This is a genomic window from Haemophilus influenzae, assembly GCF_900475755.1.
In the GTDB taxonomy this organism is placed as follows: domain Bacteria; phylum Pseudomonadota; class Gammaproteobacteria; order Enterobacterales; family Pasteurellaceae; genus Haemophilus; species Haemophilus influenzae_D.
Genome location: NZ_LS483411.1, coordinates 445,309 through 471,727, shown reverse-complemented (window position 1 = coordinate 471,727; position 26,419 = coordinate 445,309). Strand labels below are relative to the sequence as shown.

Below are 26,419 nucleotides of genomic sequence, written 5' to 3'. Positions count from 1 at the left end.
TTTGTTTGAAAAATTCGCTATAATATCGCCCCAATATTTACGGCAAAATTTAACCGCACTTTAAGGATTTTCAATGTCATCCCAACCTCGTTTCGTCCATCTTCGCACGCACACAGATTTTTCGATGATTGACAGTATTGTCAAAGTGAAACCTTTAGTGAAAGCCTGTGCAGCTAATGAAATGGTCGCGATGGGATTAACGGATTTTACTAATTTTTGTGGTGTGGTACGTTTTTATGGCGAAATGCTTTCTTCGGGTATGAAGCCTATTATCGGGGCTGATGTAAAAGTAAAAAGCCCATTATGTGGCGATGAATACTTTGATCTTACTTTGCTGGCTAAAAATAATGAAGGCTATAAAAATATTACTTTATTGTTATCAAAGGCTTATCAACGAGGTTATAACGATTTACCTTATATTGATCAAGATTGGTTAATTGAACATCGTGAGGGCGTGATTATTTTATCAGGGGGAATGCAAGGCGATGTGGGTAAAAAATTGTTGAAAGAAAACGTAGCCGAAATTGAAAGTGCGGTCGCTTTTTATCAAGAATTTTTTGCCGATCATTTTTATTTGGCATTAAGTCGTACAGGTCGCCCCAATGAAGAACGTTATATTCAAGCGGCTTTGAAATTAGCAGAACGTTGTAATTTACCACTGGTCGCAACTAATGATGTGATGTTTTTGAATACAGAGGATTTTGAAGCCCACGAAATTCGCGTAGCAATTCACGATGGCTATACTTTAGACGATCCTAAACGTCCGAAATATTATACCTCACAGCAATATTTCCGCAGCGAAGACGAAATGTGTAAGCTGTTTGCTGACATTCCTTCCGCTCTTGAAAATACTTTATTAATTGCGCAACGTTGTAGTGTCACTTTGCGTCTTGGTCAATATTTCTTACCTCAATTCCCAACTGGCGATTTAAGTACAGAAGATTTCTTAGTACAAAAATCCAAAGGGGGCTTGGAAGAACGTTTAGCTTTTTTATTCCCTGATGAAAAAGTGCGGTTAGAAAAACGACCAAAATATGATGAACGCTTGCAAGTTGAGCTAGATGTAATTAACCAAATGGGGTTCCCAGGTTATTTCTTAATCGTAATGGAATTTATTCAATGGTCTAAGGATAACGATATTCCAGTAGGTCCAGGTCGTGGTTCTGGTGCGGGTTCATTAGTGGCTTATGCCCTGAAAATTACGGATTTAGATCCGCTAGAGTTTGATTTGCTTTTTGAACGTTTCTTAAATCCAGAACGTGTGTCTATGCCCGATTTCGACGTGGATTTCTGTATGGATGGTCGCGATCGCGTGATTGAACACGTTACTGAAACCTATGGTCGTGGAGCGGTATCACAAATTATTACCTTTGGTACAATGGCGGCGAAAGCGGTTATTCGAGATGTAGGGCGAGTGCTGGGGCATCCGTATGGTTTCGTTGATCGTATTTCGAAATTGATTCCGCCAGATCCAGGTATGACCCTTGCCAAAGCATTTGAAGCCGAGCCGCAATTACAGACTGCTTACGATAGTGATGAAGAAGTGCAAGCGTTGATTGATATGGCACGTAAACTGGAAGGCGTGACCCGTAATGCAGGTAAACATGCAGGTGGCGTGGTCATTTCGCCAACCTTAATTACTGATTTTTCACCACTCTATTGTGATAATGAAGGCTTACATCCAGTTACTCACTTTGATAAAAATGATGTGGAATATGCGGGGCTTGTGAAATTCGACTTCTTAGGCTTGCGTACTCTCACCATCATAAAATGGGCATTGGATATGATTAATGTTCGTATGGTGCGTGAAGGCAAGCCTCGAGTAGATATTGCCGCCATTCCACTTGATGATCCTGAATCTTTTGAATTACTTAAACGTGCCGAAACCACAGCAGTATTCCAGCTGGAATCGCGTGGTATGAAAGATTTGATCAAACGTCTGCAGCCAGACTGTTTTGAAGATATTATTGCATTGGTGGCATTGTTCCGTCCTGGCCCGTTGCAATCGGGCATGGTAGATAACTTTATCGACCGTAAACACGGGCGAGAAGAAGTATCTTACCCTGACGCAAAATATCAACATGCAAGTTTGAAACCTATTCTTGAGCCGACTTACGGCATTATTTTGTATCAAGAACAAGTGATGCAAATTGCACAGGTATTGGCTGGCTATACCTTGGGTGGGGCTGACTTATTACGCCGTGCGATGGGTAAAAAGAAACCAGAAGAAATGGCAAAACAGCGTTCTGTATTTAAAGAGGGGGCTGAGAAAAACGGTGTTGATGGCGAGCTATCTATGAAGATTTTCGACTTGGTGGAAAAATTTGCTGGCTATGGTTTTAATAAATCTCACTCTGCGGCTTATGCCTTGGTATCTTACCAAACCCTTTGGCTCAAAACCCATTTCCCTGCGGAATTTATGGCTGCAGTGATGACATCTGAAATGGATAATACGGATAAAATCGTAGGGTTGTACGACGAATGTTTACGTATGGGCTTAAAAGTGACACCTCCCGATATTAATATTGGTAAACATCATTTTAGCGTCAATGAACAAGGCGAAATTGTGTATGGTATTGGTGCGATTAAAGGGGTAGGAGAAGGCCCGATTGAAGCACTTGTGACGGCAAGAAATGAAGGGGGTATTTTCAAAGATTTATTCGATTTATGCGCTCGTGTAGATTTGAAAAAAATTAACCGCCGCACCTTTGAAAGCCTAATTATGTCGGGTGCCTTTGATAAATTAGGCCCACATCGCGCCGCACTTTCTAAGAATTTAGAAGATGCGCTTAGAACGTCCGATCAGCATGCGAAAGATGAAGCAATGGGACAAACGGATATGTTCGGTGTGCTGACTGAAACCCATGAAGAAGTGGAAAATGCCTATGCTAATACACCACCTTACACTGAAAAACAAATTCTTGATGGCGAACGAGAAACCTTGGGGCTTTATTTAAGCAGCCATCCTGTTAGCCGTTATTTGAAAGAACTTTCCCATTACACATCGACAAGGTTGAAAGATCTTGCACCAAATCGCCGTGGACAAATTAGCACTGTGGCGGGATTATTGGTCTCATCACGAATTGCAATCACAAAAAAAGGCAATCGCTTAGGCATTGCCACATTAGACGATCGTTCTGGTCGCTTAGATTTAACATTATTTGGCGAAAGCCTAGAGCAATTTGGTGAGAAGTTACAAAAAGATACCGTTGTGGTTGCATCAGGGCAAGTGAGCTTTGATGATTTTTCTGGCGGATTAAAAATGGCGGTGCGAGAGTTAATGACCTTAGACGAAGCACGTTCTCGTTATGTCAAATCCTTAGCTATTAGTCTTTCTGAGCATCAAATTACACCAAGTTTCATTAAACAACTTAAAGCATTACTTGAGCCAGTGAGTGGTGGAACCTTGCCGATTAACGTGTATTATCAAAGTCCGAAAGGTCGTGCGTTGTTACGTTTGGGCGTGCAATGGTCAATTATTCCAACAGATGAAATTCTGACGGAATTGGTGAATTTACTTGGCGAAAGTGCGGTGGAATTAGAGTTTGAATAATACAAAGGCGTGAAAAATATCACGCCTTTTTTATAAGATTAACGTAAGAAATAACGATAAGATTTGCTTTCTGTTACATCTTCAAAAACATAATTGAGTTGGGCAAGTGTCTGTTCAAATTCTGCTTGTTCGTGTTCTTCAATTTGGAAACCAGCAAGGATATTTCCATAGTCCGCACCGTGGGCACGATAATGGAATAATGAAATATTCCAACGATTTTGCAAGGTTTCCAAGAATTTTAATAACGCACCTTTTTGCTCTGGGAATTCGAACGTATATAAGCGTTCATTATCATTGGCTGCACGACCACCCATTAAATAGCGAACATGCGTTTTCGCAATATCATCATCAGACATATCCTCAACATCAAAACCATTTTTAGTGAGGTCTGCAATAATATCTGCTTTTTCTTGCTCATTTGTCGTTCTTACCCCAACAAACACGCAAGCACGTTTATCATCTGCACAACGATAACTGAATTCGGTTACAGCTCGGTTACCTAATACATAAGCAAATTTTAAGAAACTACCGGGTTGTTCAGGCATGCTCACGGCTAATAAAGCTTCTCGGTTTTCGCCAATTTCACAACGTTCAGATACATAACGTAATGTGTGGAAATTCAAGTTTGCGCCAGACAAAATTGCCGCCATATTTTTGCCTTCAATATGGTTTTGTTTCGCATATTTTTTCAAACCGGCTAAACCTAATGCACCAGATGGTTCTGCAACAGCACGAACGTTCTCAAACAAATCTTTCATTGCTGCACACACTTCATCACTATCGACCAATACCATATCATCAAGATATTGTTGGCATAGGCGGAATGTTTCGTCGCCAATGCGTTTTACGGCAACGCCATCGGCAAATAATCCAACGTGAGTTAAATCTGTTGGTTCGCCTTTATCAAGAGCCGCTTTTAAGCATGCAGAATCCTTTGATTCTACACCGATGATTTTAATTTCTGGCATAAATTGCTTAAGCAAAATTGCCACACCTGCAGCTAAACCGCCGCCGCCGACTTGTACAAACACATAATCCAAATCTGCCACTTGTTGTAGCATTTCCATCGCTAAAGTGCCTTGTCCAGCGATCACTAATGGATGATCGAATGGAGGAATAAATGTCATATTTTTTTCTTTTGAAAGCTCAATCGCTTTTGCTTTCGCTTCATCAAAATTAACTCCGTGTAGCAACACTTCGCCACCAAATCCACGCACTGCATCCACTTTAATGCTTGGGGTGTTTTGTGGCATAACAATTAATGCTTTTAAGCCTAATTGTTTCGCTGATAATGCCACGCCTTGCGCATGGTTACCTGCAGATGCCGCTATTACGCCTGCTGCTTTTTGTTCTGCTGAAAGGCTAGAAATCATTGCGTAAGCACCGCGTAGTTTAAAGCTATTTACTGGCTGACGATCTTCGCGCTTGACCCAGATATTATTGTGCAGTCGTTCAGAAAGTTTTCCCATTTTTTGTAAAGGGGTCACTTGCGCTGCTTCATATACGCGTGAACCAAGTTTAACAATGGCATTGATATAATCTGATTGAGAAGGTTGAGAATTGGTGAGTAGGTTTTTCATAGTGTTTGTTTTGATGATGAAGTGCGGTTAGTTTTTCCTTTGTTTTATCCCCCTCTTATGAAGGAAGGGGAACCGTTAAATTATTTTAATAATGTTTTATCGCGTACCGCACCTTTGTCCGCTGAGGTGGCAAAGTGACCGAATACTTTCAATGCGAAAGATACTTCACGTTCACGGTTAGCAGGCTGCCAACCTTTTTGATCTTGTTCAGCTCTGCGTGCTGCGAGTTCTTCATTACTGATTTCTAAGTTAATTGCACGGTTTGGAATGTCAATGTTGATAATATCGCCATCGCGTACTAAGCCTATTGCACCGCCAGAGGCAGCTTCTGGCGAAGCGTGTCCAATAGACAAGCCTGATGTACCACCAGAGAAACGGCCATCCGTTAATAAAGCACATTTTTTACCTAAGCCCATCGATTTTAAGTAGCTGGTTGGATATAACATTTCTTGCATACCAGGTCCACCTTTAGGGCCTTCGTAACGGATAACAACGATATGACCTTCTTTAACTTTGCCACCCAAAATGCCTGCAACCGCATCTTCTTGGCTTTCAAATACGATTGCAGTGCCTGTGAATTTCCAAATAGATTCATCTACGCCTGCGGTTTTAACGATACATCCATCTTCAGCGAGATTACCGAATAATACGGCTAAGCCACCTTCTTGTGAAATCGCATTTTCTTTATTGCGAATACAACCGTTTACACGATCATTATCGACGCTATCCCAGCGGCAATCTTGTGAGAATGCTTGAGTTGTACGGATACCAGCAGGGCCTGCACGGAAGAATTTATGTAATTCTTCATCTTGATTGCGAATAATATCGTATTGGTCTAGTTGTTCCCCCATACTCATTCCAAGCACGGTGTGTGTATTTTTATGAATTAATCCAGCGCGATCTAATTCACCCAACAATCCCATAATGCCGCCTGCACGGTGTACGTCTTCCATATGGTATTTATTGGTGTTTGGTGCAATTTTGCTTAAACAAGGCACTTTGCGCGATAAACGGTCAATATCTTCCATTTTAAAATCTACGCCTGCTTCTTGTGCTGCCGCTAATAAGTGTAAAACAGTATTACTTGAACCACCCATCGCGATATCTAAGCTCATAGCATTTTCAAAGGCTTTAAAAGTACCGATTGAACGAGGCAATACGCTTACATCATCTTGTTCGTAATAACGTTTGCAAAGCTCAACAATTTGACGCCCTGCTTTTAAGAATAATTCTTTACGGTCAGCATGGGTCGCCAACATAGAACCATTGCCTGGTAAAGATAAACCTAAGGCTTCAGTTAAGCAGTTCATGGAATTGGCGGTAAACATACCTGAGCATGAACCACAAGTTGGGCAAGCGCTACGTTCAATGGCATCAATACGTTCATCTGACACATTTGGATCGGCTGCCTCAATCATCGCATCAACTAAATCTAAGCGGATTAATTGATCAGAAAGTTTAGTTTTGCCAGCCTCCATTGGTCCGCCTGAAACGAAGATAGTTGGAATGTTTAAGCGCATTGCTGCCATCAACATTCCCGGAGTGATTTTGTCACAGTTGGAAATACATACCATCGCATCAGCACAGTGCGCATTGACCATATATTCCACGCTATCAGCAATTAAATCACGGCTTGGTAAAGAATAAAGCATTCCACCGTGTCCCATCGCGATACCATCATCCACCGCAATGGTGTTAAATTCTTTTGCTACGCCGCCTGCTTTTTCAATTTCTGCGGCAACAAGCTGTCCCATATCTTTTAAATGCACATGCCCAGGTACGAACTGAGTGAAAGAGTTCACCACCGCAATAATCGGTTTACCAAAGTCATTTTCTTTCATTCCTGTTGCACGCCATAAGGCACGTGCGCCTGCCATATTACGACCTTGTGTACTAGTCGCTGAACGTAGTTTTGGCATAAATAATCTCTCCGAGTAAAATTTTGTTAGAGTAGCGTGCAATGCCTTGCACTTAATTCTTATTTTATTTCGTTTACATCTGGCAATTTTGCCAATTGATTCACTAATAGATCAAAAGTGCGGTCAGATTTTACAGTGATTTTTAACCGCACTTGGGTTTCAATGAGTGTCATGTCCATTGTTGTAACGGTAAATCCGCGGTGGCGTGCTACGCGTAAAATGCGTTCTAGTACTTCAGGACGATGGCGAGCGACGAGTTCAAGTTTATATTCATTCATTAATTCATATCCTCTACCATATCCGCGTTACATGCATCCGGTGGCACAAGTGGCCATACACATTCATCAGGTGGAATACATACTTGTAATAAATAGGCTGTTTTACTGTTTAATAATCGGTTGAGTGCCGCATTATTTAGTTTTCGATTAGATAGGCTGTTGAGTAATGCCCAAGGATCAATCAGGCGATTGCCTTGATTTTCAACATAAGTGAAATCTAATTTTGCTTTGAAATTTCTGATTTGTTCACGCCAAGGTTCAATATCAAGATCTTGTTTGAGTGCATTTAGTGCTTGGATTAAATCCCCTTGTAATGCAACATCTGCACGGCGTAATTTATGGATTTCTGCTGCATCAATATCACAATGAATCACTTTAGCATGAGGCGCAAAAGTATCGAGTTTACCAGTTACACGGTCGTCAAAACGCGCACCGCATACAAGTAATAAATCGCTTTCTTGCACGGCAAAATTAGCAGCTTTTGTACCATGCATACCAATCATTCCCATATACACATCATCATTTGGATTAATTGCATCTAAACCTGCATCATAAAGGGCATCGTAGGTTGGCATGATTGCACCGCCTGGATAGCCGAAAAGAGTCGTGACATGGTGTGCTTTCAGGCACTCCATGATGAGTTGTGCACCTGTCATTGTGTTTGTTTCCTGTTGTTTTTATTTTGGGATAAGTTCAGCATTGTAGCGAAATTTCGAGTCATTGGTAGGGCTTGGCGCGAAAAAAAACGAAAAAAGTGCGGTGAAAATTGGCTTGCTTTGAATGTTTTATGTTCTTTTTATTAAAAAATTCATTAATTTTTACCGCTCTTTTGGCTTATTTATTGACTGATGATTAGATTTCATTATATTGAAACTCTTTTCATTTTTTTACATAGGATAATTTATGGCTCACTCAGCCCCAAAAGCACAAAAGCGTGAGACTTTTTCTGGTCGTCGTGCATTTATTCTGGCAGCAATTGGTTCTGCCGTCGGTCTTGGTAATATTTGGCGTTTTCCTTACACCACTTATGAAAATGGCGGTGGCGCATTTATTATCCCTTACCTTATTGCATTATTAACCGCAGGGATTCCTCTTTTATTCTTAGATTATGCTATTGGACACCGTCATCGTGGTGGCGCGCCACTTTCTTATCGTCGTTTTAGCCCTCACTTTGAGGTGTTTGGCTGGTGGCAAATGATGGTAAATGTCATCATCGGGTTATATTACGCGGTAGTATTAGGTTGGGCAGCAAGCTACACATATTTTTCTTTCACTGGCGCGTGGGGCGATAAACCAATCGATTTCTTCATCGGCGAATTTTTAAAAATGGGCGATATTAAAAACGGTATCAGCTTTGAATTTGTTGGTATGGTAACCGCACCATTAATTGCTATGTGGATTGTTGCCTTAGGCGTACTTTCTATGGGCGTCCAAAAAGGAATTGCTAAGGTCTCCTCCGTATTAATGCCAGTGCTTGTTGTGATGTTTATGGCACTTGTGATTTATTCCTTATTCTTACCCGGCGCAGCAAAAGGTTTAGATGCATTATTTACACCAGATTGGACAAAATTATCCAATCCAAGTGTATGGATTGCCGCTTATGGACAAATCTTCTTCTCTCTTTCTATTGGATTTGGGATTATGGTAACTTACGCCTCTTATCTCAAAAAACAATCCGATTTAACGGGAAGTGGTTTAGTTGTAGGTTTTGCGAACAGTAGCTTTGAAGTGTTAGCGGGTATCGGCGTATTTGCAGCATTAGGTTTTATTGCAACAGCGCAAGGTCAAGAAGTCAGTGAAGTGGCAAAAGGCGGAATTGGTTTAGCATTTTTTGCGTTCCCAACTATCATCAACAAAGCACCATTTGGCGAAGTGCTAGGCGTATTGTTCTTCGGCTCATTAACCTTTGCGGCATTAACTTCATTCATCTCAGTTATCGAAGTAATTATTTCCGCAATTCAAGATAAAATTCGTATTAGCCGTGGAAAAGTGACATTCATCGTGGGTGTACCGATGATGATAGTTTCTGTCATCTTATTCGGCACGACAACAGGCTTACCGATGTTAGATGTGTTCGATAAATTCGTAAACTATTTCGGTATTGTTGCCGTAGCATTTGCGTCTTTAATTGCGATTGTGGCAAATGAAAAACTCGGTTTATTGGGTAATCACTTAAATGAAACTTCATCTTTCAAAGTGGGTTTCTTCTGGCGTTTATGCATTGTATTAACGAGTGGTGTTTTAGCATTTATGCTTTTCAGTGAAGGGGCAAAAGTCTTCTCTGAAGGTTACGAAGGTTATCCAAACTGGTTCGTGAACACCTTTGGTTGGGGGATGTCTATTAGCTTACTTGTCGTGGCATTTTTCCTTTCTCGCTTAAAATGGAAAAGCGAAACCAAATTAACGATTGATGAAACTAAAGGAGAATAAAATGACTACTGGTGCAATTATTATGATGATCATAGCCCTTACCTTATTGTGGGGAGGATTAATTTACGCATTGCTTCGCTTACCGAAAGAAAACTAATCCTAAATTAACCGCACTTTTATCTGTATCTAAAAGTTGGGCTTATCCGCCAGCTTTTAGGTACGATTTTATGGATAAATATTATTCTAGTATCATTAAGTAAAATAACGAGTTTTTGCTTTACCGCACTTCTAATCTTTAATGAAACCAAATTCTCCGCTTTCATCCATTTTTAAAATTGATGCATAATTTTTTCGCCAATCCCCTAATACGATTCGGGTAAATCCTTCTTGTTGATGAATTGCCTCACGGTGTGTGTGTCCGTGAATTAATAAATTCACTCCAAACTCTTGTACTTTTTCTGTTGTAAAGGCTTGGTTTACATCCATAATTTCCTGTGATTTGGCTTGTTTATCTTGATTACTCTTTGCCCGAATTTTCTCCGCAATTTTCAACCGCACTTTTAATGGCAAGCACAAAAACAAACGTTGTAGCCATTTTTGATGAACTCTACGACGAAACTGTTGATAAGCCACGTCATCAATGCAAAGTGTATCACCATGACAAAGTAAGATTTTTTTATCATAAAGTGTGATTAGTTGATAATCAGGTAAAAACTGAATCCCTGTTTCTTTTGAAAAACGTTCGCCAATCAAGAAATCACGGTTACCGTGCTGAAAATAACATTGCACACCTTGATTACTTACAGACTTAATTAAATCTTTAACTTGTTGAATCAATGTAGACTGCTCGTCATCACCAATCCAAAAATCAAAAAGATCACCCAAAATGTAAAGCCGTTCAGCCTGTGGTGCAAGATTCTGCATAAAATCGACAAAAAGTGCGGTCAATTCTGGCTGAGTTTCGCTTAAATGCAAATCAGAAATAAAATAGCTATGTTTCATAAAAATTCCACGATTTTTGTTTAGATTAGCACATATTGAGATCGAATTTGCTATACTTTAACGAAATTTTGTATAGGGCATCCTTATGTTAAAACTACTTCGAATTTTCCTCGTATTAATCTGCTGTATTCTAATTTGTGTACTGGGTACGATTTATTCTTTTATCCGTTTTAAAAATCCAAGCAACGTAGGCATTGTTGCTCGTTGGTTTGGACGCTTATATCCACTTTTTGGCTTAAAGGTAGAACATCGTATTCCTCAAGATCAGAAGCAAATTAGCCGCGCTATTTATATCGGTAATCATCAAAATAATTATGATATGGTAACAATCTCTTATATGGTGCAACCTCGCACAGTAAGTGTGGGTAAAAAAAGCTTAATTTGGATACCCTTCTTCGGCATTCTGTATTGGGTAACGGGCAATATTTTCTTGGATAGAGAAAACCGCACAAAAGCGCATAATACGATGTCACAGCTTGCACGACGAATTAATGAAGATAATTTATCAATTTGGATGTTCCCAGAAGGCACTCGCAATCGCGGTCGCGGTTTATTACCCTTTAAAACGGGTGCATTCCATGCGGCGATTTCAGCAGGTGTACCAATTATTCCAGTGGTGTGTTCAACCACGCATAACAAAATTAATTTAAATCGTTGGGATAATGGCAAAGTGATTTGCGAAATAATGGAGCCGATTGATGTTTCAGGCTATACCAAAGACAATGTTCGAGATCTTGCGGCTTATTGTCATGATCTAATGGAAAAACGCATTGCCGAACTTGATGAAGAGATAGCAAAAGGAAACTAAAATGCCACGCCTGTCCCGCCGTCAATTATTAAAAACAGCTGCAATTTCTACCGCACTTTCCACAGTGCCCGCACCATTGTTAGCGGCAAGCCGTGAAAAACTAGTTGTGCCGCCACTAATTGAAGTCCGTCGCGGTCGCCCGATTGTATTAACAATGCAGGAAATGAATTATCCGTTAGATGGCTCACACAATGTGACAGTATGGGGATTCAACGGTAATTATCTTGGCCCTACCATTAAAATCAAATCAGGTAGCTTTGCCAAACTTAATTATCATAACAATTTGCCACAATCAGTTGCTTTATCTATTCAAGGTTTACAAGCATCAGGCGAACTGTTTGGCGGGGCAGCTCGAGTTCTCAAAAAAGGCGAGTCTTGGGCGCCCATCGTGCCTATTGAACAACCCGCAGCAAGCTGTTGGTATCGTTCTGCGACATTAGCCAATTCAGCCTATCAAACCTATCGTGGCTTAGTTGGAATGTGGTTAATTGAAGATGAACAAAGCCTAAAAGCGAATCTTCCCAATAAATACGGCGTAGATGACATTCCATTGATTTTACAAGATATGGAATTTAACAATGATGGTCTCCAATTATTCAAACAAAATCAACCGCACTTTGTAGGCAATCGCTTATTAGTGAATGGTATTGAAGCACCATATTTAGATGTTGCACGGGGTTGGATTCGTTTACGTTTGCTAAATGCTTCATTAGCTCGCGCTTATGATTTACGCTTGGATAATGATCAAGAAATGCTGCTTATTGCACAAGATTTAGGTTTCTTACCAAAAGCTAAATCGGTCAAATCTTTGGTTCTCTCGCCAGGAGAACGTGCAGAAATACTCGTTAATATGAATGAAATTGACAACGTATCTCTCATTAGCGGAAGTAAACGTAGCTTGTACGACAAAATAAAAAATATGTTGTTCTCAGGCGATGAACTGGCAGATAACACCGTCCTTGAATTGCGTGCCAAGGGAGAAATGTCAGCATTTAATAAACAACCGAATCTAACTTTCGAAACGGATGCGCCAGCAATGTTACAACAAGCCGTTGCACAAACTCGAGAATTTAATATTGATGTTACAAACGGTTTAATAAACCAAAGACGTTTTGACCCACGCAAGGTTGATGTTATGGCTCGTAAAGGCACCATTGAACGCTGGATTTTAAATGCAAGTTTACCTGTTGGATTTACTATTCAAGGTGCCAAATTTGTGGTGGAAAGCCAAGGAGAACATCAATTTCAAGCAGAAGAATTAGCTTGGAAAGATACAGTTTGGGTAAAAAACAAAACTCAAATTTTAGTGAAATTTGATCAAGTATCTTCTGGCAACTACCCATTCTTATTTGGAGTATCGAATTTAATGTTAGAAGATATGGGCTGTCTTGGCGTATTGATGGTTCAATAGACAAAAAATTTAATTATAATCCAGTGGATATTCTATTAATCGCTTCTTGAAAAATATTACTCGCCTTGCGCTTTTTCCAGTATAATCTGACCAATTTTCTGACAAATTAAAACAAGACGATGAATAAAAAACACACTTTAATTTCACTTGCTATTTTGACCGCACTTTATAGCCAACAAAGTTTGGCGGATTTGCATGAACAATGTTTAATGGGCGTGCCAAAATTTAGAGGTGAAGTCGTGACGGGTGATGTGAATTCTCTGCCTGTATATATTGAAGCGGATAATGCAGAAATTAATCAGCCAAATGATGCTACCTATCAAGGTAATGTAGATTTGAAACAAGGCAATCGCCATTTGTTAGCACAATCTGTGCAGGTAAAACAATCTGGAAACCAGCCAACGCCTTTGCGTATGGCTTATGTCCGCAATGGATTTGATTATAAAGATAATCAGATCAATATGTTGGGTAAAGATGCGGAATTTAATTTAGATAGTCACGATGGTAATTTAACAAATTCAGAATATGAATTTGTCGGCCGTCAAGGACGTGGCAAAGCTGATAATATAACGCTAAGTAATAATTATCGAGTAATGAAAAATGCCACCTTTACGTCCTGTTTGCACGGCGACAATGCTTGGGCAGTAGATGCGTCAGAAATCCGTCAATACGTGAAAGAAGAATATGCTGAAATGTGGCATGCTCGTTTCAAAGTGCATGGCGTTCCCGTCTTTTATACCCCTTACTTACAATTACCCATTGGAGATCGTCGTCGTTCTGGCTTATTGATTCCAAGTTTGGGGACATCTAGCCGAGATGGCCTTTGGTATGCACAACCCATTTATTGGAATATCGCACCTAATTACGATCTTACTTTTACCCCAAAATATATGTCTCGCCGTGGTTGGCAAGCAAATGGGGAATTTCGCTATTTAACCTCTATTGGCGAAGGTAAAGTGGCGGGCGAATATCTAGGTGGCGATCGTTACTCTGAATATGCTAGTGATAATCGAAAACGTCATTTGTTCTATTGGAATCACAATTCTAGCTTTTTACAAAATTGGCGTCTAAATATTGATTACACCCGAGTAAGCGATAAACGTTATTTCAACGATTTTGATTCTATTTATGGACGCAGTACAGATGGTTATGCGAACCAATATGCTCGTATAGCCTATTACCAACCCAATTATAATTTTTCTCTTTCTGCACGTCAGTTCCAAATTTTTGATGATATTGTAAAAATCGGCCCTTACCGTGCAGTACCACAATTAGATTTCAACTATCACAAATATGATTTGGCGAATGGATGGTTAAATTTCAAATTACATTCACAAGCAGTTCGTTTTGATAATGACAGTGAATTGATGCCAACTGCATGGCGTTTCCATGCAGAGCCTAGCCTAAATTCTTTAATGTCAAATAAATACGGCAGTTTGAATATTGAAACGAAACTTTATGCGACTCGCTACGAGCAGAAAAAAGGTTCAGGAAAAAATGCAGAGGACGTACAAAAAACTGTAAATCGAGTTATTCCACAATTTAAAGTTGATTTACAAAGCGTATTAGTGCGTACAAAGTTCTTAAAAGACTATACACAAACTTTTGAACCGCACGTACAGTATTTATATCGTCCTTACCGAAATCAAAGCAATATTGGTTCAACACTTAATAATGAATATTTAGGATTTGGTTACGACTCAGCATTAGTACAACAAGATTACTATTCGCTATTCCGCGATCACCGTTATAGTGGTTTAGACCGAATTTCATCGGCGAATCAAGTTACCTTGGGTGGTACAACGCATTTTTATGATATTGATGGCGAAGAACGCTTTAATTTATCAGCCGGTCAAATTTATTACTTAAGTAATTCTCGTATTGATGAAAACCCAGCAAATAAAACCCCGACTTCATCATCTGCTTGGGCATTAGAATCTAATTGGAAAATTAGTGATAAATGGCATTGGCGTGGTAGCTATCAATTTGATACCCATACCAATTCAACATCATTAGCGAATACATCACTAGAATATAATCCTGAAAAAAATAATTTAATTCAGTTAAATTATCGATACTCTAACCAAGAATATATTGACCAAAACTTGGGTAAATCGGCTAACGCCTATCAACAAGATATCCAACAAGTGGGATTAGTTGTAGGCTGGGAAATTGCCAATAATTGGGCTGTAGTAGGACGCTATTATCAAGATCTCGCCTTACAAAAACCAGTAGAACAATATCTAGGCGTTCAATATAACAGTTGCTGTTGGGCTGCAAGTGTTGGTGTAAAACGCAATGTCACAAACCACCAAAACCAAACACGTAATGAAATTGTTTATGATAATAGCATTGGCATAACCCTAGAATTAAGGGGGTTAGGCAGCAATGACCATCAAAGCGGTATTCAAGAGATGTTAGAAAAAGGAAAGCTACCTTATATTCGAGCATTTAGTTTGGATTAAACATTATTCAATATAAACGTTAGATCAACAAAAAGAGCGGCTATTTTTAACCGCTCTTTTGTCACAATATACAAAATAAAATACTGATTAGAGATTACCTAACTTTTCGTTTAAAACACTGAGCAATTTATCTTTACTAATCATTTCTTTTTCACCAGTACGACGATTCTTATATTCAATTTCACCGTTGTCTAGGTTTTTCTCACCGATTACCACCATATGCGGTATACCGATAAGTTCCATGTCTGCAAACATCACGCCTGGGCGTTCTTTACGATCATCAAAAATCACATCTACGCCTTGCGATTGTAAAGTGCGGTAAAGTTCTTCAGCGTATTTTTGCACGGCTTCAGATTTGTGCATGTTCATTGGCACAATCGCCACAGTGAATGGTGCAATTTCATTTGAAGGCCAAATAATACCGCGATCATCATGATGCTGTTCAATCGCTGAAGCCACCACACGAGTTACACCAATACCGTAGCAACCCATCGTCATCACAAGAGGTTTACCATCTTCGCCTTGAACGGTCGCTTTCATCGCTTCAGAGTATTTTTTACCCAGTTGGAAAATATGCCCCACTTCAATACCACGTTTGATTTGAAGCGTGCCTTTACCATCTGGACTTGGATCACCTTCCACTACGTTACGTAAATCAAATACTTCAGGCATTGCTACATCGCGTACCCAGTTTACATTGAAATAATGCTTTCCATCGATATTCGCGCCACAACTAAAATCAGACATTAACGCCACAGTGCGGTCAATAATTGCTGGAATATTTAAATTCACAGGGCCTAAAGAACCAACACCCGCACCAATTTTCGCTTTGATTTCAGTTTCGTCCGCAAACTCAAGGGGATCTGCCACTAACGGGTGTTTTTGTGCTTTGATTTCGTTTAATTCATGGTCGCCGCGAATAATCAACGCAACAAGTGGTTGATTTTCGTCTGCACCTTTCACAATCAAAGTTTTTACGGTTTTCTCGATTGGTAAATTGAATTGCTCCACCAACTCCGCAATAGTTTTCGCATTTGGTGTATCAACTAAACACATTTCAGCGGTTGGAGCTTGGCGTTCGCCTATAGCAATTGCTTCTGCAAGCTCAATATTCGCAGCAAAATCCGATTCCGTTGAGAACACAACATCATCTTCCCCGCTTGAAGCTAACACTTGGAATTCGTGAGAAGCTGAACCCCCGATTGAACCTGTATCCGCTTGCACCGCACGGAAATCTAAGCCTAAACGGTTAAAAATGTTACTGTACACTTGATACATCACATCATAGGTTGCTTGCAAACTTTCTTGTGTCGTGTGAAATGAATACGCATCTTTCATAATAAATTCACGCGAACGCATTACACCAAAACGAGGGCGCACTTCATCACGGAATTTCGTTTGAATTTGATATAAGTTAAGTGGGAGTTGTTTGTATGAAGAAACTTCTCGGCGGACTAAATCTGTAATCACTTCTTCGTGAGTTGGCCCAAGTACAAAGTTACGGTTTCCGCGGTCTTCAAAACGAAGAAGCTCAGGGCCATATTGCTCCCAACGACCAGACTCTTCCCATAATTCCGCAGGTTGTACCACAGGCATTAATACCTCAATTGCACCACCTTTGTTCATCTCTTCACGAATAATCTTTTCTACTTTTTTCAATACGCGAATACCCGTCGGCAACCAGTTATATAAACCTGATGCCATTGGGCGAATCATACCTGCACGCAACATTAATTGGTGGCTCACGACCTGAGCATCATTTGGCGTTTCTTTAAGGGTGGAGAATAAATATTGACTTGTACGCATTGTTTAACCTTAAATTCTAAGAACTGAAAAAATTGGCGCAAGTATAACAAAAAGTGCGGTCATTTTTAACCGCACTTTTAACACTTAGTCATTATTTTACGCATTCGCCAAAATTGCCTTATGTTCTTGAATAAGTTTAATAAAAGGCAGCCCAAAGCGTTCTAATTTAATTGAACCCACGCCATTAATTTGCAACATTTCAATATTGTTCGTTGGCATATATTGTGCCATTTCTTGCAACGTCGCATCATTAAAGACAATGTATGGCGGAATATTTTCTTTATCGGCAATTTGTTTGCGTAAGAAACGCAGGCGTGCAAATAAATCCTTATCATAATTTGCAACACCTTGACGTTGTGGATTATGGACAATTTTACTGATTGAAGAAATACGAGGCATTGCCAATTCTAACTCTTCTTCGCCTTTCAAAATCACTTTCGCACTTTCGGTAAGCTGCAACGTTGGATTTAGTTCACTGATGACCTGTTGCACAAAACCCAAATGAATAAGCTGACGAATGACAGACTGCCAATGCTCTTTGCTTTTATCTTTTCCGATACCATACACTGAAAGTTTATCGTGTTGGCGTTCAATAATTTTCTGATTATGCATTCCACGCAACACCGCTATCACATAATGAGCACCGAAACATTGCCCCACTCGATAAATGGTAGACATTACTTTTTGCGCATCGACTAATCCATCATATTTTTTAGGAGGATCAAGGCATATATCACAGTTATTACATACTGTTTGTCGATGCTCGCCAAAATAATTGAGAAGCACTAAACGGCGACAAGTCTGGCTTTCTGCAAATTCTCCAATAGCTTCTAATTTATGCTGTTCAATCTGACGCTGTGGCGTTTCTGGTTTTTTTAAAAGAATTTTTTGTAACCAAGCGTAATCCGCTGGTTCATAAAACAAAACCGCCTCAGCAGGCAAATCATCACGTCCTGCCCGACCTGTTTCTTGATAATAAGATTCAATGCTACGAGGTAAATCAAAATGGGCAACAAACCGTACATTGGATTTATTAATCCCCATTCCAAAAGCAATAGTTGCGACGACTACTTGCACATTATCACGCTGAAAATCCTGTTGCACACGATCACGCCGTGCCGTTTCCATTCCCGCGTGATAAGCTGTGGCAGAGACACCTTTATTGCGTAAACTTTCCGCAATTCGTTCAACCTTGTTTCGACTGTTGCAATAAATAATCCCACTCTTGCCCTTTTGAGCCAACACAAAACGTGTCAATTGCTCCATTGGTTTATATTTTTCTTCCAAGGTATAACGAATGTTTGGTCGATCAAAACTACCAATATATTTATGCGGATTTTCCAGATTAAGATGACTCAAAATATCTTGTCGAGTTGCGTAATCTGCCGTTGCCGTAAGTGCCATAATCGGCGCATCAGGGAAACTCGCTTTTAAACCGCCAAGCTGGGTATATTCAGGGCGAAAATCATGCCCCCATTGAGAAATACAGTGTGCTTCATCAATTGCAATAAAGCTGACTTTACTATAAGAAATAAGTTGAAAGAAACTGTTCGTCATCACTTTTTCTGGCGACACATAAAGCAGTTTAAGTTGCCCAGAAATAAGCTTATTTTGTACTTGTTGCTGCTGTTCTAAAGTCTGACTAGAATTAAGAAAATCCGCCTCAATGCCATTAGCTTGCAGCTGATCCACTTGATCTTTCATCAAGGAAATTAGTGGAGAAATCACTAACGTTAAACCCTCAAAACAAAGGGCGGGAATTTGATAACAAAGCGATTTGCCATTCCCTGTTGCCATTACCACCAAAGCATCTTGTCCGTTTAAAGCAGCATTGATGACTTCTTCCTGCCCTTTACGGAAAGATTGATAACCAAAAACCGATTTCAAAACAGAAAGTGCGGTCGGTTTTTCTATTGTTTTTGATGGTAAAGGAGAATCCTGCATTTTAGAACTGCACGTTCTCGCCATGTGCAGCACAGGCTTCAACGAAACAATCCCAAAAACGTTGTCCGTCATTAGACACCCATTCGCCATTTTTAAATGCAAAATGGAAACCGCCTAATTTACTTGCAATCCAAAGCTCAAGCAGTGGTTCTTGTTTGTTAATCACTATTTTAGTGTGATTATCAAAAGTGATTGTAAATACAGAACCTTGCGTTTCGCAATCTACATCTGCACCTTGATTTTCCAATTCTTCTTCAATTTTTTGCCAAATTTGTTCTATATTTTGGTGAAATTCTGCAATATTCATAAAATTTTCCTGTTTAAATCTGATAGAATGCGACAAATTATAAAGCCTTTCTCAAGCTTGTGAAAGGCGGATTTACCGATAAGTGAGAAAGAAAAAATGAAAAAATTACTATTAATTTTAGTACTTAGTTCAGTGTGCATATTAGCTACAGGATGTGGCGTAAAAGGTTCTTTATATTTTCCTGAAAAAGATCAAGCTCAACAAACTCAATAATCTATTATCCAATGATAATTCCAAAAATAACTAAAACAGGCACACAACATGAATTTTTTCCAATATAAACACAACAAACTTTATGCCGAAGATATTCCAGTTCAACAACTTGCTGAACAATTTGGCACGCCTCTCTATGTATATTCTCGGGCAACACTTGAACGTCATTGGCACGCTTTTGACTCTGCTTTCGGTAAGCACCCTCACCTAATTTGTTTTGCCGTGAAATCTTGCTCAAATATTGGCGTGTTAAATATTATGGCAAAACTTGGTTCAGGTTTCGATATTGTCTCGCAAGGCGAACTTGAGCGTGTACTGGCAGCAGGTGGCGATGCGTCAAAAGTGGTCTTTTCTGGCGTTGCGAAATCTCGAGAAGAAATTATGCGCGCATTAGAAGTTGGAATCCGTTGCTTTAATGTGGAATCAGTTTCTGAACTCAAGCACATTAACCAAATCGCGGGAGAAATGGGTAAAATCTCACCTATTTCTTTACGTGTAAATCCAGATGTTGATGCGCATACACACCCTTATATTTCAACAGGATTAAAGGAAAATAAATTTGGCGTAAGTGTAGATGAAGCCCGAGAAGTATATAAATTAGCCTCAACGCTGCCAAACATAAAAATAACAGGGATGGATTGCCACATAGGCTCACAGCTCACTGAATTACAACCATTTTTAGATGCCACAGATCGCTTAATTGTCCTAATGAAACAATTAAAAGAGGATGGAATTACATTAAAACATCTCGATCTGGGCGGTGGTTTAGGCGTAACTTATACGGATGAAACGCCTCCGCATCCAAGCGATTACGCAAATGCGTTATTAGAAAAACTAAAAAATTATCCTGAACTTGAAATTATTCTTGAACCAGGTAGAGCAATTTCTGCAAATGCAGGGATTCTAGTAGCAAAAGTACAATACTTAAAAAGCAATGAAAGTCGTAATTTCGCGATTACCGACACAGGAATGAACGATATGATCCGCCCTGCATTGTATGAGGCTTATATGAACATCGTAGAAATTGACCGCACTTTAGCAAGAGAAAAAGCGATTTATGATGTTGTAGGGCCTGTTTGTGAAACATCAGATTTCTTAGGAAAACAACGTGAGCTTTCAATTGCCGAAGGGGATTATATTGCTCAATGTTCTGCTGGTGCCTATGGCACAAGTATGTCATCAAACTATAACTCAAGACCTCGCACTGCAGAAGTTTTAGTAGATGGAGATCAATCCTATCTAATTCGTCGCCGAGAAACCTTACAGGAACTTTGGGCATTGGAATCGACCATTTAATATTTCTTATCTTAAAAAAGAGCGGTAAAAAATTATCTATTTTTCTACCGCACTTTTCTATTTTTATCCATCAATAAACCTACCTCAAATAGTAAGTTTGTGAGATAAATCAAATTTTTTTCTATTCTAGATTGGCATAGAATTGAATTCTTTATAAAATGTCACGCTTTTTAAAGTGGACTTCTAACCACTAAAGGAGAAATTATGCAAGATAAACTAAAAGTTTTATTGATTGACGACCATCCGTTAATGCGTCGTGGCATTAAACAACTTGTAGAATTAGACGATAACTTTGAAGTGGTGGCTGACGTAAGCAGCGGCACAGAAGGGATTTCAGTGGCGTTACAAACATCACCTGATGTGATCATTTTAGATCTCAACATGAAAGGACTTTCTGGGTTAGATACACTCAAAGGATTACGCACAGAAGGCGTTGATGCACGCATCTTAATTTTAACAGTGTCTGATGCAAAAAATGATATTTATACTTTAATTGATGCTGGTGCAGATGGTTATTTATTAAAAGATACGGAACCAGATACATTGCTAGAGCAAATCAAGCGTATTGCACAAGGCGAAGTCATTCTGAGTGATTCTATTAAAAATTTATTGTTAGAACGCACTCATGAAGAAAATCCATTAGACAGCCTAACGGATCGTGAAATGGGCGTACTTCGTCAAATTGCGACGGGTCTATCAAATAAACAAATTGCAGCACAACTGTTTATTTCAGAAGAAACCGTAAAAGTACATATCCGTAATTTATTACGTAAATTAAATGTTCATTCTCGTGTTGCTGCAACGGTATTATTTTTTGAACAAAATCGTTAAAAATAATCATAAAAAATGCGCTAAGAAAAGTTAGCGCATTTTTTAAATTACAATATTTAAATTAGCTCAATAGATTTAATATCTTCTAATAAAATATACAATTCTTGTTTAATATCTTTTTCAAACTGTGCTTCTGCACTTTCTCGCTCTAAATCCAGACGCATTCTTTCTCTTTTTTCAAGCAATTTACGATCATCATGTGTAGGCATATCACGCACAACTTCATATAAGTTGGCCATCGCAGGATAAGTAGATAAATTCTTACCAAAAGGCATTAATAGCATTGTAAGACGAATTACGCCTTCAGAAAGATTACATTCTCCAGACTGCATTGCACGAGCAATAATATCAATACTCTCTTTTAATCGTATAACCCGATTATTCTTAGCTTTAGCAATCAATTCCTTTTGAACTTTTAACTGCTTTAATAAACGGATTGCATATAGAGTCAATTCAGTTACCAAGAAAAGTACAATGACAAAAAATATCCAAATCATAGATTACCTAAATTGATTAATATCGATACGCTCGAAAGTGCGGTATAAATCATCTTCACTTTCATCTTCGTCTTCAATGCCAAGTTCTTCCATTAATTCAGAAATTCTATCTAAGCATTCATCTACAAATTGTTGATCTGCTTTACTAATAGCTTTACCTGCATCTAAAGCATCCAATAATTCATTAAGAATTTCATTATTTTCCAGATTTTCAAGCTCTTTCATTGGATCTTGTTTTTTCGCCTGTTTTATTACAGGAATTAATTGACCTTTTTCAGGCTTATTAATAAATTCAACAACCAACGGTATCTTTTTCTTACTACCAATTTTTGGATCTTTAATTTCATTTTGAAGTTTATTCGCTTTTTCTTCAACCGCACTATGACGAGATCCTGAAGCTAAACCTTTATGCTTACGTTTTTTCTTATCTTCACGCGCTTTCGCATCTAATTCATAACGTGTGAGTTTTTTACCCGAACGCAATTTCGGCATTTCCGGTTTTTTATCCGCTTTGCGGATTGGCATAATATCACTAATTTTGCGCGTTTTTTTCTTACGAGCCATAAGGTATCCTTCTAAAAATTTTGTAGATTGTATCACTAGTGCGTATTTTTCTCACTAACAAACACAAACTTTATCTCAGATTACCTAACTAAGACATCAATTTATAAAAACAAAAACCCCAGCCTTTCGACTGGGGTTCTTCTTTTTTTATGTGATTTAGATTTTTATTTGATAACCCGGCGGTGCCCTACTCTCACATGGGGAAACCCCACACTACCATCGGCATTACAGCGTTTCACTTCTGAGTTCGGTATGGTCTCAGGTGGTTCCACCGCACTATCGCCGCCGGGATAATTCTTTAATAACTTCTCTCTTTGTTTCTTCTCTTTTACGACTTCACTTTTTTCGCTTTTCGTCTCTCTTCTTCTTATCGGCAACAAGCTGAACTCGATTTTCTTTCTATTTTTCCTTTCTATTAAGTCTTCTATATTTAAGTTGTTTGTCTACTCTTCTCTTTCGCTCTTTTCTCAAAAACACTTGAGCGTTGTATAGTTAAGCCTCTCGGGCAATTAGTATCTGTTAGCTCAATGACTCACATCACTTACACACCAGACCTATCTACGTCTTCGTCTTAAACAACCCTTACTGTCTTAAAGACAGGGAGAACTCATCTCTTGGCAAGTTTCGTGCTTAGATGCTTTCAGCACTTATCTCTTCCGCACTTAGCTACCCGGCAATGCGTCTGGCGACACAACCGGAACACCAGTGGTGCGTCCACTCCGGTCCTCTCGTACTAGGAGCAGCCCCAACCAATTCTCCTACGCCCACGGCAGATAGGGACCGAACTGTCTCACGACGTTCTAAACCCAGCTCGCGTACCACTTTAAATGGCGAACAGCCATACCCTTGGGACCCACTTCAGCCCCAGGATGTGATGAGCCGACATCGAGGTGCCAAACACCGCCGTCGATATGAACTCTTGGGCGGTATCAGCCTGTTATCCCCGGAGTACCTTTTATCCGTTGAGCGATGGCCCTTCCATTCAGAACCACCGGATCACTATGACCTACTTTCGTACCTGCTCGACTTGTCTGTCTCGCAGTTAAGCTTGCTTATACCATTGCACTAACCTCACGATGTCCGACCGTGATTAGCAAACCTTCGTGCTCCTCCGTTACGCTTTGGGAGGAGACCGCCCCAGTCAAACTACCCACCAGACACTGTCCGAGACCGCGTTCCGCAATCTTCGTTAGAACATCAAACGTTAAAGGGTGGTATTTCAAGGATGACTCCATAATCACTGGCGTGACTACTTCTTAGTCTCCCACCTATCCTACACATCAAAATTCAATGTTCAGTGTCAAGCTATAGTAAAGGTTCACGGGGTCTTTCCGTCTAGCCGCGGGTACACCGCATCTTCACGGCGATTTCAATTTCACTGAGTCTCGGGTGGAGACAGCCTGGCCATCATTATGCCATTCGTGCAGGTCGGAACTTACCCGACAAGGAATTTCGCTACCTTAGGACCGTTATAGTTACGGCCGCCGTTTACTGGGGCTTCGATCAGGTGCTTCTCTTGCGATTACACCATCAATTAACCTTCCAGCACCGGGCAGGCATCACACCCTATACCTCCACTTTCGTGTTTGCAGAGTGCTGTGTTTTTAATAAACAGTTGCAGCCAGCGGGTCACTTCGACCGGTTCAACCTTCGAGAGTAAATCTCTACAATCTACGCCGGCGCACCTTCTCCCGAAGTTACGGTGCTATTTTGCCTAGTTCCTTCACCCGAGTTCTCTCAAGCGCCTGAGTATTCTCTACCTGACCACCTGTGTCGGTTTTCAGTACGGTTTAGTAAAGCCTGTCGCTTAGTGGCTTTTCCTGGAAGTGTGGTATCAGTTACTTCAGCTCCGTAGAGCCTCGTCATCATCTCTCAGTGTTTAATAGAAGCCCGGATTTGCCTAAACTTCCCACCTACCAACTTAAACGCACATATCCAACAGTGCGATAACCTAACCTACTCCGTCCCCACATCGCAGCTTTACCAAGTACAGGAATATTAACCTGTTTCCCATCGACTACGCTTTTCAGCCTCGCCTTAGGGGCCGACTCACCCTGCCCCGATTAACGTTGGACAGGAACCCTTGGTCTTCCGGCGAACGGGTTTTTCACCCGTTTTATCGTTACTTATGTCAGCATTCGCACTTCTGATACGTCCAGCTAACCTCTCGATTAACCTTCATCCGCTTACAGAACGCTCCCCTACCCAACAGACTTTCGCCTGATGCCGCAGCTTCGGTGCTATATTTCAGCCCCGTTACATCTTCCGCGCAGGCCGACTCGACTAGTGAGCTATTACGCTTTCTTTAAATGATGGCTGCTTCTAAGCCAACATCCTAGCTGTCTAAGCCTTCCCACTTCGTTTCCCACTTAATATAGACTTGGGGACCTTAGCTGGCGGTCTGGGTTGTTTCCCTCTCCACGACGGACGTTAGCACCCGCCGTGTGTCTCCTGAGTATCACTCTTTGGTATTCGTAGTTTGCATCGGGTTGGTAATCCGGGATGGACCCCTAGCCGAAACAGTGCTCTACCCCCAAAGGTGTCACCTCAAGGCTCTACCTAAATAGATTTCGGGGAGAACCAGCTATCTCCCGGTTTGATTGGCCTTTCACCCCCAGCCACAAGTCATCCGCTAATTTTTCAACATTAGTCGGTTCGGTCCTCCAGTTAGTGTTACCCAACCTTCAACCTGCCCATGGCTAGATCACCGGGTTTCGGGTCTATACCTTGCAACTATTCGCCCAGTTAAGACTCGGTTTCCCTTCGGCTCCCCTATTCGGTTAACCTCGCTACAAAATATAAGTCGCTGACCCATTATACAAAAGGTACGCAGTCACCCTTTCGGGCTCCCACTGCTTGTACGTACAAGGTTTCAGGTTCTATTTCACTCCCCTCACCGGGGTTCTTTTCGCCTTTCCTTCACAGTACTGGTTCACTATCGGTCAATCAGGAGTATTTAGCCTTGGAGGATGGTCCCCCCTTCTTCAAACAGGATATCACGTGTCCCGCCCTACTTCTCGTTAGCTTAGTACCACAATATGGTTTTTAGATACGGGATTATCACCCTCTTTGATTGTGCTTCCCAACACATTCTCCTAACCATACTGTTATCACTTACTGGCTCTTTCGCTTTCGCTCGCCGCTACTGACGAAATCTCGGTTGATTTCTTTTCCTCGGGGTACTTAGATGTTTCAGTTCTCCCGGTTTGCCTCAACAAACTATGTATTCACTTGTTGATAGTAGATTCTTCATCTACTGGGTTTCCCCATTCGGATATCTTGGATTAAACGCCTCTTATCGACTCATCCAAGCTTTTCGCAGATTAGCACGTCCTTCTTCGCCTCTGATTGCCAAGGCATCCACCTTGTACGCTTAGTCACTTAACTATACAACCTCAAATGTTTTCAATCACTTTAAGTTTTCACTTCAAAGTACGGTCAATTTGATGCGTATTTTCATTCAACTAAACACTTGATTGCTTTTGTTCAATCAAGATTTTATGCAAAACAGGTTTTGTTTTTAGAGTTTCCTTCTCAGTTCCCTCCTCTCACTTTCCTGTCTTGCCTACTCAGAC

The 26,419-nt window shown here is 40.2% G+C and carries 19 protein-coding genes and 2 rRNA genes; 9 read left to right on the top strand and 12 right to left on the bottom strand.

The window, feature by feature from the left end; genetic code table 11:
- Positions 1–73: 73 nt before the first annotated feature.
- Positions 74–3,553 carry a DNA polymerase III subunit alpha gene (dnaE, locus tag DQN24_RS02365; protein ID WP_111695336.1) on the top strand — a complete coding sequence of 1,160 codons (3,480 nt, stop codon included), beginning with the start codon at positions 74–76 and terminating at the stop codon, positions 3,551–3,553.
- 38 nt (positions 3,554–3,591) lie between these two features.
- On the opposite strand, the gene ilvA is transcribed toward dnaE, so the two are convergent.
- The 4 genes from ilvA to DQN24_RS02345 form a co-directional block, all read right to left on the bottom strand.
- Positions 3,592–5,133: a threonine ammonia-lyase, biosynthetic gene (gene ilvA / locus DQN24_RS02360; RefSeq protein ID WP_050948803.1), complete on the bottom strand. Its 1,542-nt coding sequence runs from the start codon at positions 5,131–5,133 to the stop codon at positions 3,592–3,594.
- 80 nt (positions 5,134–5,213) lie between these two features.
- The gene (gene ilvD, locus DQN24_RS02355) at positions 5,214–7,052 is read right to left on the bottom strand and encodes a dihydroxy-acid dehydratase (protein ID WP_050948802.1); all 1,839 of its coding nucleotides are present in this window, start codon (positions 7,050–7,052) and stop codon (positions 5,214–5,216) included.
- A 59-nt stretch (positions 7,053–7,111) separates the two neighbouring features.
- Positions 7,112–7,330: an acetolactate synthase 2 small subunit gene (gene ilvM, locus DQN24_RS02350; RefSeq protein WP_050948801.1), complete on the bottom strand. Its 219-nt coding sequence runs from the start codon at positions 7,328–7,330 to the stop codon at positions 7,112–7,114.
- Positions 7,330–7,986 (bottom strand): thiamine pyrophosphate-binding protein, encoded by a 657-nt coding sequence (locus DQN24_RS02345; protein ID WP_050948800.1) that lies wholly within the window; start codon positions 7,984–7,986, stop codon positions 7,330–7,332. Before DQN24_RS02345 ends, ilvM begins: the two co-directional genes overlap by 1 nt.
- 247 nt (positions 7,987–8,233) lie before the next feature.
- Between DQN24_RS02345 and DQN24_RS02340 the strand changes: the two genes are divergently transcribed.
- Complete coding sequence (locus DQN24_RS02340) at positions 8,234–9,760, top strand: sodium-dependent transporter (RefSeq protein WP_111695335.1); 1,527 nt, start codon at positions 8,234–8,236, stop codon at positions 9,758–9,760.
- Position 9,761: 1 nt separating this feature from the next.
- The gene (locus DQN24_RS02335) at positions 9,762–9,857 is read left to right on the top strand and encodes a methionine/alanine import family NSS transporter small subunit (protein ID WP_005648534.1); all 96 of its coding nucleotides are present in this window, start codon (positions 9,762–9,764) and stop codon (positions 9,855–9,857) included.
- 131 nt (positions 9,858–9,988) lie between these two features.
- On the opposite strand, the gene lpxH is transcribed toward DQN24_RS02335, so the two are convergent.
- Entirely contained in the window at positions 9,989–10,702 is a 714-nt protein-coding gene (gene lpxH, locus DQN24_RS02330) for a UDP-2,3-diacylglucosamine diphosphatase (protein WP_111695334.1), read from the bottom strand.
- An 85-nt stretch (positions 10,703–10,787) separates the two neighbouring features.
- Here lpxH and DQN24_RS02325 point away from each other — a divergent pair, with 85 nt between their 5' ends.
- The 3 genes from DQN24_RS02325 (at position 10,788) to lptD (ending at position 15,386) form a co-directional block, all read left to right on the top strand.
- Complete coding sequence (locus tag DQN24_RS02325; protein ID WP_012055202.1) at positions 10,788–11,510, top strand: 1-acylglycerol-3-phosphate O-acyltransferase; 723 nt, start codon at positions 10,788–10,790, stop codon at positions 11,508–11,510.
- A gap of 1 nt (position 11,511) precedes the next feature.
- Positions 11,512–12,921: a multicopper oxidase domain-containing protein gene (locus DQN24_RS02320; RefSeq protein ID WP_038440220.1), complete on the top strand. Its 1,410-nt coding sequence runs from the start codon at positions 11,512–11,514 to the stop codon at positions 12,919–12,921.
- Between the two features lie 119 nt (positions 12,922–13,040).
- On the top strand, positions 13,041–15,386 hold the full coding sequence (gene lptD / locus DQN24_RS02315; protein WP_111695333.1) for an LPS assembly protein LptD: 2,346 nt from the start codon (positions 13,041–13,043) through the stop codon (positions 15,384–15,386).
- Positions 15,387–15,473: 87 nt separating this feature from the next.
- On the opposite strand, the gene proS is transcribed toward lptD, so the two are convergent.
- From proS to cyaY, 3 genes are all read right to left on the bottom strand, one after another.
- Positions 15,474–17,192, bottom strand: coding sequence for a proline--tRNA ligase (gene proS / locus DQN24_RS02310; protein WP_111695332.1), 1,719 nt, complete (start codon positions 17,190–17,192; stop codon positions 15,474–15,476).
- A gap of 96 nt (positions 17,193–17,288) precedes the next feature.
- Positions 17,289–19,136 (bottom strand): DNA helicase RecQ, encoded by a 1,848-nt coding sequence (recQ, locus tag DQN24_RS02305; protein ID WP_021034481.1) that lies wholly within the window; start codon positions 19,134–19,136, stop codon positions 17,289–17,291.
- A gap of 1 nt (position 19,137) precedes the next feature.
- Positions 19,138–19,443, bottom strand: a complete 306-nt coding sequence (gene cyaY / locus DQN24_RS02300) for an iron donor protein CyaY (RefSeq protein ID WP_021034482.1) — start codon at positions 19,441–19,443, stop codon at positions 19,138–19,140.
- A gap of 96 nt (positions 19,444–19,539) precedes the next feature.
- On the opposite strand from cyaY, the gene lptM reads away from it, so the two are divergent.
- The 3 genes from lptM (at position 19,540) to DQN24_RS02290 (ending at position 21,783) form a co-directional block, all read left to right on the top strand.
- Complete coding sequence (lptM, locus tag DQN24_RS09065; protein WP_021034483.1) at positions 19,540–19,656, top strand: LPS translocon maturation chaperone LptM; 117 nt, start codon at positions 19,540–19,542, stop codon at positions 19,654–19,656.
- Between the two features lie 48 nt (positions 19,657–19,704).
- Positions 19,705–20,952 (top strand): diaminopimelate decarboxylase, encoded by a 1,248-nt coding sequence (gene lysA, locus DQN24_RS02295; protein ID WP_111695331.1) that lies wholly within the window; start codon positions 19,705–19,707, stop codon positions 20,950–20,952.
- A gap of 204 nt (positions 20,953–21,156) precedes the next feature.
- The gene (locus DQN24_RS02290; protein ID WP_021034485.1) at positions 21,157–21,783 is read left to right on the top strand and encodes a response regulator; all 627 of its coding nucleotides are present in this window, start codon (positions 21,157–21,159) and stop codon (positions 21,781–21,783) included.
- Between the two features lie 56 nt (positions 21,784–21,839).
- On the opposite strand, the gene DQN24_RS02285 is transcribed toward DQN24_RS02290, so the two are convergent.
- The 4 genes from DQN24_RS02285 to DQN24_RS02270 form a co-directional block, all read right to left on the bottom strand.
- On the bottom strand, positions 21,840–22,280 hold the full coding sequence (locus tag DQN24_RS02285) for a DUF2489 domain-containing protein (protein WP_111695330.1): 441 nt from the start codon (positions 22,278–22,280) through the stop codon (positions 21,840–21,842).
- Positions 22,281–22,283: 3 nt separating this feature from the next.
- Positions 22,284–22,844 (bottom strand): Der GTPase-activating protein YihI, encoded by a 561-nt coding sequence (yihI, locus tag DQN24_RS02280; RefSeq protein WP_021034487.1) that lies wholly within the window; start codon positions 22,842–22,844, stop codon positions 22,284–22,286.
- A 174-nt stretch (positions 22,845–23,018) separates the two neighbouring features.
- A 5S ribosomal RNA gene (gene rrf / locus DQN24_RS02275) occupies positions 23,019–23,134 on the bottom strand.
- A gap of 198 nt (positions 23,135–23,332) precedes the next feature.
- A 23S ribosomal RNA gene (locus tag DQN24_RS02270) occupies positions 23,333–26,231 on the bottom strand.
- Positions 26,232–26,419 lie beyond the last annotated feature (188 nt).

What these genes read in the sequence shown, in the direction of transcription:
- ilvM (WP_050948801.1), bottom strand. Translation starts at nt 7,330, where the DNA reads ATGAATGAATATAAACTTGAACTCGTCGCTCGCCATCGTCCTGAAGTA.
- lptM (WP_021034483.1), top strand. Translation starts at nt 19,540, where the DNA reads ATGAAAAAATTACTATTAATTTTAGTACTTAGTTCAGTGTGCATATTA.
- DQN24_RS02340 (WP_111695335.1), top strand. Translation starts at nt 8,234, where the DNA reads ATGGCTCACTCAGCCCCAAAAGCACAAAAGCGTGAGACTTTTTCTGGT.
- ilvA (WP_050948803.1), bottom strand. Translation starts at nt 5,133, where the DNA reads ATGAAAAACCTACTCACCAATTCTCAACCTTCTCAATCAGATTATATC.
- lpxH (WP_111695334.1), bottom strand. Translation starts at nt 10,702, where the DNA reads ATGAAACATAGCTATTTTATTTCTGATTTGCATTTAAGCGAAACTCAG.
- DQN24_RS02290 (WP_021034485.1), top strand. Translation starts at nt 21,157, where the DNA reads ATGCAAGATAAACTAAAAGTTTTATTGATTGACGACCATCCGTTAATG.
- DQN24_RS02335 (WP_005648534.1), top strand. Translation starts at nt 9,762, where the DNA reads ATGACTACTGGTGCAATTATTATGATGATCATAGCCCTTACCTTATTG.
- DQN24_RS02345 (WP_050948800.1), bottom strand. Translation starts at nt 7,986, where the DNA reads ATGACAGGTGCACAACTCATCATGGAGTGCCTGAAAGCACACCATGTC.
- DQN24_RS02320 (WP_038440220.1), top strand. Translation starts at nt 11,512, where the DNA reads ATGCCACGCCTGTCCCGCCGTCAATTATTAAAAACAGCTGCAATTTCT.
- dnaE (WP_111695336.1), top strand. Translation starts at nt 74, where the DNA reads ATGTCATCCCAACCTCGTTTCGTCCATCTTCGCACGCACACAGATTTT.
- lptD (WP_111695333.1), top strand. Translation starts at nt 13,041, where the DNA reads ATGAATAAAAAACACACTTTAATTTCACTTGCTATTTTGACCGCACTT.
- ilvD (WP_050948802.1), bottom strand. Translation starts at nt 7,052, where the DNA reads ATGCCAAAACTACGTTCAGCGACTAGTACACAAGGTCGTAATATGGCA.
- cyaY (WP_021034482.1), bottom strand. Translation starts at nt 19,443, where the DNA reads ATGAATATTGCAGAATTTCACCAAAATATAGAACAAATTTGGCAAAAA.
- proS (WP_111695332.1), bottom strand. Translation starts at nt 17,192, where the DNA reads ATGCGTACAAGTCAATATTTATTCTCCACCCTTAAAGAAACGCCAAAT.
- lysA (WP_111695331.1), top strand. Translation starts at nt 19,705, where the DNA reads ATGAATTTTTTCCAATATAAACACAACAAACTTTATGCCGAAGATATT.
- DQN24_RS02285 (WP_111695330.1), bottom strand. Translation starts at nt 22,280, where the DNA reads ATGATTTGGATATTTTTTGTCATTGTACTTTTCTTGGTAACTGAATTG.
- recQ (WP_021034481.1), bottom strand. Translation starts at nt 19,136, where the DNA reads ATGCAGGATTCTCCTTTACCATCAAAAACAATAGAAAAACCGACCGCA.
- DQN24_RS02325 (WP_012055202.1), top strand. Translation starts at nt 10,788, where the DNA reads ATGTTAAAACTACTTCGAATTTTCCTCGTATTAATCTGCTGTATTCTA.
- yihI (WP_021034487.1), bottom strand. Translation starts at nt 22,844, where the DNA reads ATGGCTCGTAAGAAAAAAACGCGCAAAATTAGTGATATTATGCCAATC.